The sequence below is a fragment of the Arenibacter palladensis genome (assembly GCF_900129275.1).
In the GTDB taxonomy this organism is placed as follows: Bacteria; Bacteroidota; Bacteroidia; order Flavobacteriales; family Flavobacteriaceae; genus Arenibacter; species Arenibacter palladensis.
This window is the reverse complement of the sequence record NZ_FQUX01000003.1, coordinates 203,791-216,296: the sequence shown is the minus strand read 5'-3', so window position 1 is coordinate 216,296 and position 12,506 is coordinate 203,791. Positions and strand designations below refer to the sequence as shown.

The following is a 12,506-nucleotide window of genomic DNA, read 5'->3' as shown; positions in this document are numbered from 1 at the left end:
TGATCAACATGATGATAAAAACCAATGCTGAAGCCAAGTTTGCTACAATGGCTACAAAAAAGACTGTGCTAAAAGGCATGGGATACAAAAATATAATGGGACTTGGGCTACTATTAGTTCTTGGCTCTTGTACAACCTTATCCAAGCAGGACAAAACAGAAGGAATGTCCTTGGAAAAATTGAGCCTAACAGATAGTATTAAGCCCGGAGGCAATAGTTGGGTCGTAAATGAGGTTAAGGACAATCGCCATCTTATTTCAGACAAGGGGATACGGGATTGGAACGATACAAATACAATTATTAGGACCTATTTTAAAACAGATCTAGCGGGTCAATTAAATGTAGGATTGAATCTTAAAGTGACCGATGGTACTTCCAAACTCAGGGTTTCCTTGGACGGAACCACCAAAGAGATCCAAGTGTCCAACCAGGATTTTGAAACAGTGGACGTAGGCGTGTTTGAGCTTTCCACACCTGGTTATCACTATGTGGAACTACAGGGAATGGAAAAATCGGCCAATAATTTTGCGGATGTCATTGAGGTGCTTATTGGGGGTCAGGCGGCCAATGGGAAGCTTACTTATGTAAAGGAAGATTTTTATTGGGGCAGAAGAGGACCATCCGTGCATTTAAGCTACACCACGCCCGAAAATATGGACATTCTTTGGTTTTATAACGAAATAACGGTCCCTGAAAAAGAGGATGTTATCGGGTCTTATTATATGGCGAATGGCTTCGGAGAGGGCTATTTTGGAATGCAGGTAAATTCTGAAACAGAAAGAAGGATCCTGTTTTCGGTTTGGAGTCCATTTGAAACCCAGGACCCCAAAAGTATTCCTGAAGAATACAGAATAATTTTGTTAGGCAAAGGAGAAGGGGTAACCACAGGTGAATTTGGTAACGAAGGCTCCGGAGGACAAAGCTATAAGGTGTTCAATTGGAAAGCTGGCAATACCTATAAATTTTTATTAAAGGGAGAGCCTTCTGTAAATAATTCTACCGATTATACTGCCTATTTCTATGATGTGGAATCTGAAAAATGGAATTTAATAGCCAGTTTTAGAAGACCACATACGTCTACCTATTTAAAAAGACCACATTCCTTTTTAGAGAATTTTAGGACAGAAGTGGGCCATATTTCCAGAATGGGGGAATATACCAACCAATGGATAATGGACACCAAAGGGCAGTGGCACGAACTTACCAAGGCTAAATTCACTGCGGATGCAACCGCTAGGAAGGGTTCTAGGGAAGATTATGCCGGTGGGGCTATTGGAAACAAATTTTTTATGAAGAATTGTGGTTTTTTTAATGAAATGACCACCATAGACACTTTTCATGAAAGAACGGCCAACGGAGTACCTCCTGTGATAGATTTTTCATTGCTGGAGAAACCAATACAATAGATATTATATAATTTGGAAATGTGTTAATTGGAAATATTTCAGAAGTGACCGATTAAAAAAGATAATAGAAGTTGGTTGTCCTGAGTAGAATGGATTACATAGAAACCAGAAACCAGAAACCAGAAACCAGAAACCAGAAACCAGAAATAAACTAAGAATGAAAAAAATAAGCTATTTAATCCTAATTCCATTAGCACTACTGTCTTGTAAGGATGAAAGTAAAAAAGATGTCCTTTCCAGTGAATCCCGAAAACCTAATATCATCTACATTTTGGCCGATGATCTTGGATATGCCGAAGTGGGTGCCTATGGTCAGGAAAAAATTGAGACCCCTAATATTGATGCCTTGGCAAAGGATGGAATGTTGTTTACCCAACATTATACTAGTGCACCTGTATGTGCTCCTGCACGCTATATGTTATTGACCGGGACCCATTCCGGGCATGCGCATATCCGTGGTAATGAGGAATGGGGAGAACGTGGGGAGGTATGGAATTATAGGGCCATGGCCAAAGATTCTGTTTTAGAGGGACAACGTCCTATGCCGGACAGCACCATTACCATTGCCAAAAAATTAAAGGAAGTGGGGTACGGTACGGCCATGTTCGGTAAATGGGGATTGGGGGCTCCACATACCAATTCCATTCCTACAAAAATGGGTTTCGATTTCTTTTTTGGTTATAATTGCCAGCGACAGGCCCACACCTATTATCCATTGCATTTGTACAAGAATGAAAATAGGGTTCATTTGAATAATGATACCATTGCCCCGAATACCAAATTGACCAAAGGAGCAGATAACAACGATCCTAAGAGTTATGCAGCCTATACATTAAACGACTATGCCCCCGATCTTATGTTTAACGAGCTTAAAGGTTTTGTGGATAGAAATAAGGAGAACCCATTTTTTATTTACTGGGCTACGCCCATACCGCATGCCGCCATACAAGCTCCACAAAATTGGGTGGAGTATTATAAGAATAAGTTCGGGAAGGAAGAGCCTTACTTAGGGGAAAGAGGTTATTTTCCACATCAAAACCCTCGTGCCGGTTACGCCGCCATGGTTTCTTATCTGGATGAGAACATAGGCAAACTGGTTGCCAAGTTGAAGGAGGACGGACTTTATGAAAACACACTGATTATATTTACCTCAGACAATGGCCCAACTTTTAATGGTGGAACCGATTCGCCTTGGTTTGATAGTGCAAAACCTTTTAAAAGTGAATATGGTAGAGGAAAAGGCTTTGTTTATGAAGGGGGTATTAGGGTACCTATGATTGCAACTTGGCCTGGACAAATAAAGGCGGCTAGTAAAACGGATCATATTTCTGCACATTATGATGTCATGGCTACGCTGGCGGATGTTGCTGGTTATGAAAAACCAAGCTATACGGATGGACTTAGTTTTTTACCTACCTTGCTTTCGCAAGAAAATCAAAAGGAACATGATTTTCTATATTGGGAGTTTCCTGAATATGGGGGACAGTTGGCCATTAGAATGGGCGATTGGAAAGTGGTAAAAACTCATCTGAAGGATAAAAAAAATGAGCCTACATTAGAACTTTACAACCTTAAGACTGATTTAAAGGAAACTACAAACGTGGCGGATCAACACCCTGAGATACTGGAAAAAGCCGCTAAGATTTTGGAAAGTCAGCACAGGGAGCCAACTATTGAAAAATTTAGGATTCCGGTCCTTAGTGAGGGCCTTTAGAGGACAATAAGTTGAATGTTGCCCAATAAATATAACCTTACCAAGTAACGTTTGGTGTTGAATATGCAATATTGGTTAAAAACATATTATTAAAGTATGAATAATTTTAAAACAGTTTTGTCCTTAATTTTTCTATTGCCCCTCCTTGGTATTGGGCAAAATGCTGGTATTATTCCCCAACCATTGAAGGTTGTAATAAAGAAGGAGGTGTTTAGCATTACGGCAAAGACACCAATTATAGCTGACGATACCAATTGTGGAAATGCAAGTTTTCTTCAGAAAATACTAAAGGATAAACTTCATAAAGATCTTCCCATCAAGGGAAAAGGGGATAAAGGAATTATACTGGGTACAAACCCACAATTGACAGCGAGCTTGGGCGAAGAAGGGTATACCCTGAATGTTGGGGACCAATCCATAAGCATTATGGCCGGCACAACTACGGGTGTTTTCTATGGCATACAGTCCCTTCAGCAATTAATGGATACTGCCAATTCCAAGGGTAGAAATATGGTTTTATCTGGAATCGAAATTGAAGATCGCCCTCGTTTTGCTTGGAGGGCTTTTATGCTGGATGAAGGAAGATATTTTAAAGGAAAGGAACAGGTGAAAAAGCTTTTGGATCAGATGTCACTTTTAAAAATGAATATTTTCCATTGGCACCTGACCGATGATCAAGGTTGGAGATTGGAGATTAAAAAGTATCCTAAATTAACGCAAGTGGGATCCACTAGGTCCGATTCCCAAATTGGTGGTTGGGATAGTCCGGAGCGATCTAAGGTTTCCCATTCCGGATATTATACACAGGAAGAGGTGAAGGAAATAATTGCCTATGCCAGTGAAAGACAAATCACCATTATTCCCGAAATTGAAATGCCAGGTCATGCATCGGCAGCAATTGCGTCATATCCTTGGTTGGGTACTATTGGGGAGCTCAAGGAGGTTCCCACGGTGTTTGGAAAGTTGCCTGACTCCTATAATGTATCCGATCCTAGGGTATATGAATTTCTTGAAAACGTTCTTACGGAAGTGATGGACTTGTTCCCCGGCAATATTATTCATATTGGTGGGGATGAAGTTAAATTTGATGCATGGAAAACTTCAACTGAAATTCAGGATTTTATGAAACAGAACGACTTGGCGACACCTGGGGATATGCATATTTTCTTTACTAACAAAATATCGAATTTTTTAAACAGCAATGGCCATAGAATGATGGGCTGGAATGAAATTTTGGGAGAAAATGTACATGAATGGCAGGAGGATACGGATATGGAGGTAAAAGAAAATTTGGCGCAGAATACCTTGGTCCATTTTTGGAAAGGAAATTTGGATTTGGTATCCAAAGCTGTTCGAGAGGGATATGAAATAGTTAATTCCTATCATGAATATACCTATTTGGACTATTCCTATAAATACATTCCTTTGGAAAAGGCCTATAGTTTCGATCCCATTCCCGAAGGGTTGGAAGACAGTTTTCATAATAAGGTTATTGGTAGCGGTTGCCAAATGTGGGGGGAATGGATACCAGAGGTTAAGGATATGGACAGAATGGTTTTTCCTAGGTTAGCGGCCTACGCAGAGGTGGGTTGGTCTTCCTTGAAAAGAAAGGATTACACTGTTTTTAGATCCAATCTTAGTTATTTATTGGAAAAATGGAAAATGAATGGAATTGTATTGCCACAGAAATTTGAGAAACAGGATTTTGATGAAAAATAAAAACAGAAACTCCTTCATGAAAATATGCGTTAGCTGTTTTTTGTTGTGTGGGCTGCTAAATATATGTCAAGCACAGGAAGACATTACTACCAATGAACTTAAGGGACATATTACTTATTTAACGTCCGACAAAAATTCGGGTAGATACCCCGGAGGTAAAATTAACAATAGGATTGTTAGGTATATTAAGAAGGATTTTAAAAAGTCGGGAATACCACCCTTTTTGAAATCCTATAAGCAACCATTTGTGGCCCAATTAAGGGTGAAGAAAGGAGAGACGCCAAAAAGCGCCGTGGAGACTTGGAACGTTATTGGCTTTATAGAGGGCAATGACCCGCTATTAAAGAATGAATATATTGTATTAGGCGCCCATTACGATCATTTGGGTATGGGGGGCGGACCATCATCAAAATCCGATAAAATTGGAATTCACCATGGTGCGGATGATAATGCAAGTGGCACCTCTGCATTATTGGAAATAGGGGAGATGCTAATGGCCCGCAAGACCGAGTTAAAAAGAAGTGTTTTGTTGGTCGCTTTTGGGGCCGAGGAACAAGGGCTTTTGGGCAGTAAATATTTTGTGGACAATCCTGTTGTTCCATTATCACAGATTAAATTAATGATCAATATGGATATGGTTGGCAGGTTAAACGATGCCAAGCAGGTCTATATGGGTGGAGCAGGAACCTTTCCGGGCGGTGTGGAGTTGATGAAGGAATTAGGGCCGCCATTGGGCTTGTCTCCGGTAGTACATGCTGGATCTGTAGGAGGTTCGGATCATGTTTCCTTTTATAAAAAGAATATTTCCGTCCTTGGAATTCATACAGGTGGGCATCCACAATACCATACTCCTGAAGATACGGTTGAGCTGATTAACTTTGAAGGACAAAAACAGGTTTGCCAATATATATTTAATGCTATTATGAAAGTGGCATCATCAACATATGACATGAAATTTATTCCACAAGGGGAATAGAATCGTTTTGGTTCTTTACATTTGTAAGGATTAAAAACTATAGAATGCAAAAAATTAATGTTTTAGGTGCCCTTCTTGTATTGGGGTTGATGGTTCAATGCAAGGAGGATAAGAAGTCGGTAAACAAAGTTGAAAGTAGTGCCCCAATAACGGAGGTTGCCGAATCTGTGGTAGACACAACTCCTATTTTAATAGAGAAGCCAGAAAATATAAAAGTACCGGAGGGCATGGTTTGGATTCCTGGTGGCGAATTTATCCAAGGTGCCGTACCCCAGGACAAGATGGCAATGGACCATGAGAAACCTGCTCATAAGGTAAAAGTGGATGGTTTTTTTATGGATGTTACCGAGGTGACCAATGCCCAATTTGCAAAATTTGTGAAGGAAACGGGCTATGTTACTGTAGCCGAGCGGGCAATAGATTGGGAGGAAATGAAAACCCAAGTCCCGGAAGGTACTCCCAAGCCCCATGATTCCATTTTGCAACCTGGCTCTTTGACCTTTAAAAAAACGAAAACTTCTGTACCCAACCTGTACGACTTTTCACAGTGGTGGAATTGGACTATCGGGGCCAATTGGAAACAACCCAACGGACCTGGAAGTACCATTAAGGGAAAGGACAATGAACCTGTGGTGCAAGTGGCCTATGAGGATGCCCTGGCTTATTGTGAATGGGCCGGCAGAAGGTTGCCAACAGAGGCTGAGTGGGAAAGGGCTGCAAGAGGCAATAAATCCGAAAGTATCTATTTTTGGGGCGATGACGATTCCATTTTGTCACAAATGGCAAATACCTGGGAAGGTGAGTTTCCGGTTACCAATAACAAAGCTGATGGTTATGAACAGCGCGCCAAAGTTAAATCCTATCCTCCCAATGATTTTGGCCTCTACGATATGGCGGGTAATGTATGGGAATGGACCAGTGATTGGTACAATACCAACTATTACAACGAATTGGGAGCCTTAAATGGTCCGGTGGTAAATCCCCAAGGAGCCTCCACTCCATATAATCCAAATATGCCCTATGCCAAGGAGAAGGTAATGAGGGGTGGATCTTTTTTATGTAATGCTTCCTATTGTGCCAGTTATAGGATCTCTTCCAGAATGGCTTCCAGCTTGGATTCTTCCTTGGAGCATTTGGGATTCAGGACGGTAGCTACTGTGGATATGCTGACGGAATAAATTATATTTTTCAAATTATTTCATTAATCCCCCTTGGCAAGCCAAAGGGGATTTTTTTTTGTAGACGATTTAATAAGACGTTTTGAGTTATATATATAATTACTATAAACGTAAAATTTACATTTATAAAAGATATTTTTTTATATTTGCCGTCTAATTCACTTTAAAGTATATGTCGTTTCCGGAAAATTTCACCCCTGAACTAGTTGTTGAATCCCCAGGAAGGATCAATTTGATAGGGGAACACACAGATTATAATCTTGGATATGTATTGCCCACGGCCATAGAGAAGAAAATCACTTTTAAATTCAAAAGAAACCATACAGAAAAGGAATGTAACCTTTATAGTTTGGGGTATAATACCGGGTTCACCCTTCAATTGGATAAAATTGCCAGGAGCAATGTGGAATGGGAAAACTATATTCTTGGCGTTTTAAATGAAATTTTGCTGAGAACGGATAAGTTAAGGGGGTTCGACTGTACCATTGAAAGTAAATTACCAATGGGTTCGGGTCTAAGCTCTTCAGCAGCCTTGGAATGTGGACTGGCCTTTGGGCTTAATGAATTGTTTGATCTGGGACTTTCCAAAATGGATATAGTGCAGCTTTCGCAAAAGGCAGAGCATACCTTTGTAGGAACCCAATGTGGAATCATGGACCAATTTGCTTCCGTAATGAGCGAAAAGGGACATGTTATTTTGTTGGATTGCAAGTCTCTTGAGCATCAGCAAATCCCCATACATATAGCCCCATACAAAATGATAATGTTGAATACAAAGGTGTCGCATAACTTGGCGTCCAGTGAGTATAACACGAGGAAGCGGGAATGTGAGGAAGGAGTAGCCATCATAAAGAAAAAATATCCGGAAGTAATGTCCTTAAGGGATGTTACAGCTACCATGATTCAGGAATTTGAGGAGACAATGGACGCCACGCTTTTTAAAAGATGTAGTTTTATTGTAAGTGAAAATGATAGGGTGTTAAAAACGGCAAATGCTCTAAAGGCTAATGATTTAAAACTCTTTGGGAGCTTACTTTACGAGGCACACGAAGGAATAAGCAAATTGTATGAAGTGAGCTGTCCGGAGTCCGATTTCTTGGTCGATTTTTCCAAGCAATACAATGCTGTGTTGGGGGCAAGACAAACCGGTGGTGGCTTTGGAGGCTGTACCTTGAACATTGTACATAAAGACAAGGTTAACGCTTTTGTGGAGGAAGCCACTAAGGCATATAAGGAGGCTTTCAATATAGAATTGGAGGCGTTTGAGGTACAACCTAGTGCTGGTACTTACATACAAAATTAGGCGTAATGACAAATAGTTTTAATGATAATCCGCATAGAAGATTAAATATTTTGACGGGAGAATGGATTTTGGTTTCTCCCCATAGGACCAAAAGGCCATGGCAGGGAAAGACCGAAAAAAGTGCTGCCACAGACTTGCCGGTGTATGAACCTTCATGTTATCTCTGCCCCACAAATGAAAGAATGGGAGGGGAGTTCAATCCCAGCTATGAAAAGCCATATTCCTTTGTCAACGATTTTTCGGCCCTATTGCCCAATGTAAAGGAAGAGTCCTATAAAAATGGCCTTTTATATGCCGAATCCGAATCAGGTATCTGTAAGGTAGTTTGCTTCTCACCTAACCACTCCCTTACATTGCCTTTAATGACTGTTTCGGACATTGTTGACGTAATCTCACTTTGGCAAAAGGAATATAAGGAATTGGGTGCGTTAGATGGCATTAATCACGTTCAGATTTTCGAAAATAAAGGGGACATTATGGGGTGCAGTAACCCTCATCCGCATGGACAAATTTGGGCACAGAATAAAATTCCACAAGAAGTACATAAGAAAATTGGAAATCAGCAGGCATATTGGGAAAAGAATGGTAGAAGCATTTTGGAGGATTATTTAGAACAGGAATTACAGTTGGACGAGCGTATAATAGTCGAAAATGAACATTTTGTAGCGCTTATTCCTTATTGGGCAGTGTGGCCTTATGAGGCTATGATCCTTCCCAAAAGAAAATTGGCACATATTGGTTTACTTTCGGAGTCCGAGAAGTTGGCCTACGCTGAAATCCTTAAACAACTTACCATTAGGTATGATAATATTTTCAATACTTCCTTTCCGTACTCGGCAGGAATACATCAGGCACCAACAGACGGTAAAGAACATCCGGAATGGCATTTTCATATGTCATTTTACCCACCCTTGTTGCGATCGGCTACAGTAAAAAAGTTTATGGTAGGTTATGAAATGTTTGCCAATCCACAACGCGATATCACGGCAGAACAGGCAGCAGAAACAATGAAGTCGTTATCCAATGTTCACTATAGTCAGCTGGGATAGAGGAATTAAATTCTAACATTTGGGAATTATGATAATCCCCAGGGGGAACTTGTACAATGGAGATTAAAGGGAGTGTTGGGGTTGTAGGGAATACCCAACCCGTCCCAATTCTTTTTTTGCTTTGTCCAATACATAGGGGTTGTTGTAGACCAACGCTATAGTTTTATTGATAACATCAATATCCAATATTCTTAAATCTAAAATCCGACTAAGGTTTCTGGAAATAATGTTTTTACTTTCTTCGGATATAAGCTGTTCAACTTTAAGCAGTGTCGTCATGGAATCAAGGTTTATTTAATAATCGAGACTAAATTAGGCATCCAGGACCTTAACCAAAATGATATAAATCAGTTTTGGTAATTATAATGTTATTCCATTTAGAGCTGCAATTAAAATGAATTTGATTACTGGTGATACAAACCTATTTAGATTCCCATTATCTGCTTTATTTCGTGGTATAATTACATCTCATGAGGCCAATTAAACCTATTTGTATAGATCCAATTTATTTTTTAGTTGGGTAATTTCATTTTGCATTTTTTCCATCCTTTTTAGAAGTCGGGTTATGACCGCTATGCCCTCCAGGTTGATGTCGAGATCGGAATGAAGTCTAAGTATTTTTTCCGCTTTTGGTAATTGCTGAATGGGAAGATAGTGTGTATCCTCTTTAACTACAACATCTACCAATCCGTATTCGTAAAGCTCCATCACGAAATGGGTTTCTATATTGTGACTCATACAAAAGTCGGTAATCAGTATATATTCCTGTTCCATATGGATTAAATTTTATGAATGTGTTGGTTCAACACCCTAGCGAAGGTTTCTCTTTTCATAGATAAAATTATTTTCTAAGTTTAGCCAATTCCTTAAAAAGTTCTTTTTCTTTTGCCGTTAAATTGGTAGGGGTCACAAGATTGTAGGTAATAAACAAATCTCCATAAACGTCCGGTTTTTTATAGGCGGGGAAGCCCTTGCCTTTTAATTTGATTTTGGTCCCGTTCTGAGTTTCCGGTTTAACCTTCAATTTTACCTGTCCGTCAAAGGTGTTCACCATTATTTCACCGCCCAAAAGAGCCGTATATAAGTCCAGGTTTACAGTAGTGTATAGGTTGTTGCCATCCCTTTTAAAGGCCGTATCGTTTATGATGCCAAAGGTAATATATAGGTCGCCCCTAGGCCCCCCCTGATGGCCCGGCCCTCCATGACCACTAATTTTTATGGTTTGCCCATTTTCAATTCCGGCAGGGACGGTAATTCTGATGTTTTTACCGTTCACATTCAGTGTTTGCTTATGTGTCGTAAATACATCCCTAAGGTGCAATTTTAACTCCGCGTTTAGGTCCTGGCCTCTAAAACGGGCCTTGCCTCTTCCTGAAAACCCACCGGAACCTCCAAACATGGATTCGAAAAAATCAGAGAAATCATGTTCCCCATAACTTTGGGAATAACTTTGCCCGCCCCTTCCATATGCTGATTGTTGGGACGCCCTAGCTTTTTCGAACTCTTCTGCATGCTCCCAATCCTTTCCGTATTTGTCGTATTTTTTACGTTTTTCAGGATCGCTAAGTACCTCATTGGCTTCATTGATTTCCTTAAACTTTTTTTCGGCTTCCTTGTCATTGGGGTTAACATCTGGATGATGTTTTCTAGCCAATTTCCGATAAGCCTTTTTAATTTCACTCTGACTGGCGCTTTTGTCCAATCCCAAGATTTTGTAGTAGTCTATAAATTTCACCTGGAAGTTATTTATGCTTTATACATATTCGATTTTTGAAACTTCAATTAGCGATTATTATAATTGAATTTATATCAACCCTAGGTCATAAAATATTTCTGGGTTAAAGATACCTTCCGCAAAATTATCCAAATCAGTTGTGGATCCAACTGATTAAAATCATGAATCGATCTGTTTTATTTCACTAAATTTCGGTGTAACTTATTAAAAAATGTAATCGAATATTACTTTGATTACGATAATAATTAATTTATTCAAGCGGTACTTATTAATACTGTTCCTTTAAATTTCGGTACTAGTACACTATTGGTCAATAAAAAATTATTTATATGAAAAATATTTTGATACCCACGGATTTTTCGGATAATGCCTATAAGGCCATTTCCTATGCCGTTCGTTTACTTAAAGATGAAACTTGTACCTTTCATTTGTTGCATACCTATACTCCAGCTATTTATCAGTCCGAGTATCTATTGCACAGTCCGGGGCAATTGGGGTTAGGGGATATTTATCGAACAGATTCCGAAACAAAATTGGAAGATCTAAAACAAAAGGTAATTTCGCAGTTCAATAACCCTAAGCATATTTTTAAAACCTATAGTGCCTTCAGTGTTCTAATGGAGGCAATTGACGAACTCGTAGAAAGTAAAAAAATAGACCTCTTAATTATGGGGACCCAAGGGGCCACGGGGGCAAAGGAAATATTTTTGGGCAGTAGCACGGTGCATACCATAAAAAGGGCAAAATGCCCTGTATTGGCCATCCCCTTTGATTTTGATATTGAGATGCCCACAAAAATCCTATTTCCAACCGACTATGAAATAGAGTACAATTTTGAATTGATAAAGCAGGTATTGTTTATAGCTAAGGTGCATAAATCAACAATGGATATTATGCATGTACGTTCCGGTTATGAACTCAGCGAAGAACAGAAAAAGAACAAAGGCAAGTTGGACCATTTACTAGCGGAAACTAAACATAAGTTTCATGAATTACCGGATCAGGGAATCATCGAGGCTATCAATAGTATTCAAGCAGAACTGAATCACCAGATGTTGGTTATGGTAAAGAACAAGCACAGTTTTTTGGAGAATCTTTTTTTAAAACCGGTAATAAATCAAATTGGTTTTCATTCAAATATCCCTTTTATGGTTTTGCCTTATCAGTTGTTGGGATAGCCATGCTATTATCTACTGATGGGCTTTGGTATTTCCCTTGGCTGATGACACTGATTAACTTTGAATAAATCTAATGCCATTAATCTTTCCACGTAGTATTTCCAATTTCACAACAAAAAGGAGCGTTAACGTTAAATGTGGTGACAACCATAGCTTGTGCAACTAGTTTTATAATAACTTTTTATAACTTTTGGCGTAAGTTTTTTATTGAAAATCCTACTTTTGCTTTCTAACAAGAATAATAGAAG

At 39.4% G+C, this 12,506-nt stretch carries 11 protein-coding genes; 8 read left to right on the top strand and 3 right to left on the bottom strand.

Features of this window, described 5'->3' with window-relative positions; genetic code table 11:
- Nucleotides 1-8 precede the first annotated feature (8 nt).
- The 7 genes from BUA60_RS11080 (at nt 9) to BUA60_RS11050 (ending at nt 9,345) form a co-directional block, all read left to right on the top strand.
- Nucleotides 9-1,406 (top strand): DUF3472 domain-containing protein, encoded by a 1,398-nt coding sequence (locus BUA60_RS11080; RefSeq protein WP_245802533.1) that lies wholly within the window; start codon nt 9-11, stop codon nt 1,404-1,406.
- 157 nt (nt 1,407-1,563) lie between these two features.
- Entirely contained in the window at nt 1,564-3,120 is a 1,557-nt protein-coding gene (locus BUA60_RS11075) for an arylsulfatase (protein ID WP_072861847.1), read from the top strand.
- 96 nt (nt 3,121-3,216) lie between these two features.
- Nucleotides 3,217-4,839: a beta-N-acetylhexosaminidase gene (locus BUA60_RS11070; RefSeq protein ID WP_072861846.1), complete on the top strand. Its 1,623-nt coding sequence runs from the start codon at nt 3,217-3,219 to the stop codon at nt 4,837-4,839.
- A complete protein-coding gene (locus BUA60_RS11065) occupies nt 4,829-5,815 on the top strand; it encodes a M28 family metallopeptidase (protein ID WP_245802532.1) in 987 nt (328 codons plus the stop codon). The genes BUA60_RS11070 and BUA60_RS11065 overlap by 11 nt, the downstream gene beginning before the upstream one ends.
- 44 nt (nt 5,816-5,859) lie before the next feature.
- Nucleotides 5,860-6,993, top strand: coding sequence for a formylglycine-generating enzyme family protein (locus BUA60_RS11060; RefSeq protein WP_072861845.1), 1,134 nt, complete (start codon nt 5,860-5,862; stop codon nt 6,991-6,993).
- A gap of 172 nt (nt 6,994-7,165) precedes the next feature.
- Nucleotides 7,166-8,296, top strand: coding sequence for a galactokinase (gene galK, locus BUA60_RS11055; protein ID WP_072861844.1), 1,131 nt, complete (start codon nt 7,166-7,168; stop codon nt 8,294-8,296).
- 5 nt (nt 8,297-8,301) lie between these two features.
- On the top strand, nt 8,302-9,345 hold the full coding sequence (locus BUA60_RS11050; protein ID WP_072861843.1) for a UDP-glucose--hexose-1-phosphate uridylyltransferase: 1,044 nt from the start codon (nt 8,302-8,304) through the stop codon (nt 9,343-9,345).
- Between the two features lie 63 nt (nt 9,346-9,408).
- Here BUA60_RS11050 and BUA60_RS11045 read toward each other — a convergent pair whose 3' ends face one another.
- From BUA60_RS11045 to BUA60_RS11035, 3 genes are all read right to left on the bottom strand, one after another.
- Nucleotides 9,409-9,624 (bottom strand): hypothetical protein, encoded by a 216-nt coding sequence (locus tag BUA60_RS11045; RefSeq protein WP_072861842.1) that lies wholly within the window; start codon nt 9,622-9,624, stop codon nt 9,409-9,411.
- A 207-nt stretch (nt 9,625-9,831) separates the two neighbouring features.
- Nucleotides 9,832-10,119: a chaperone modulator CbpM gene (locus BUA60_RS11040; RefSeq protein ID WP_072861841.1), complete on the bottom strand. Its 288-nt coding sequence runs from the start codon at nt 10,117-10,119 to the stop codon at nt 9,832-9,834.
- A gap of 67 nt (nt 10,120-10,186) precedes the next feature.
- Entirely contained in the window at nt 10,187-11,080 is an 894-nt protein-coding gene (locus BUA60_RS11035; protein WP_072861840.1) for a DnaJ C-terminal domain-containing protein, read from the bottom strand.
- Between the two features lie 329 nt (nt 11,081-11,409).
- Between BUA60_RS11035 and BUA60_RS11030 the strand changes: the two genes are divergently transcribed.
- On the top strand, nt 11,410-12,258 hold the full coding sequence (locus BUA60_RS11030) for a universal stress protein (RefSeq protein WP_072861839.1): 849 nt from the start codon (nt 11,410-11,412) through the stop codon (nt 12,256-12,258).
- Nucleotides 12,259-12,506 lie beyond the last annotated feature (248 nt).

Coding starts and splice junctions, on each gene's coding strand:
- BUA60_RS11030 (WP_072861839.1), top strand. CDS start 11,410: ATGAAAAATATTTTGATACCCACGGATTTTTCGGATAATGCCTATAAG.
- BUA60_RS11080 (WP_245802533.1), top strand. CDS start 9: ATGATGATAAAAACCAATGCTGAAGCCAAGTTTGCTACAATGGCTACA.
- BUA60_RS11070 (WP_072861846.1), top strand. CDS start 3,217: ATGAATAATTTTAAAACAGTTTTGTCCTTAATTTTTCTATTGCCCCTC.
- BUA60_RS11040 (WP_072861841.1), bottom strand. CDS start 10,119: ATGGAACAGGAATATATACTGATTACCGACTTTTGTATGAGTCACAAT.
- BUA60_RS11075 (WP_072861847.1), top strand. CDS start 1,564: ATGAAAAAAATAAGCTATTTAATCCTAATTCCATTAGCACTACTGTCT.
- BUA60_RS11045 (WP_072861842.1), bottom strand. CDS start 9,624: ATGACGACACTGCTTAAAGTTGAACAGCTTATATCCGAAGAAAGTAAA.
- BUA60_RS11065 (WP_245802532.1), top strand. CDS start 4,829: ATGAAAAATAAAAACAGAAACTCCTTCATGAAAATATGCGTTAGCTGT.
- galK (WP_072861844.1), top strand. CDS start 7,166: ATGTCGTTTCCGGAAAATTTCACCCCTGAACTAGTTGTTGAATCCCCA.
- BUA60_RS11050 (WP_072861843.1), top strand. CDS start 8,302: ATGACAAATAGTTTTAATGATAATCCGCATAGAAGATTAAATATTTTG.
- BUA60_RS11060 (WP_072861845.1), top strand. CDS start 5,860: ATGCAAAAAATTAATGTTTTAGGTGCCCTTCTTGTATTGGGGTTGATG.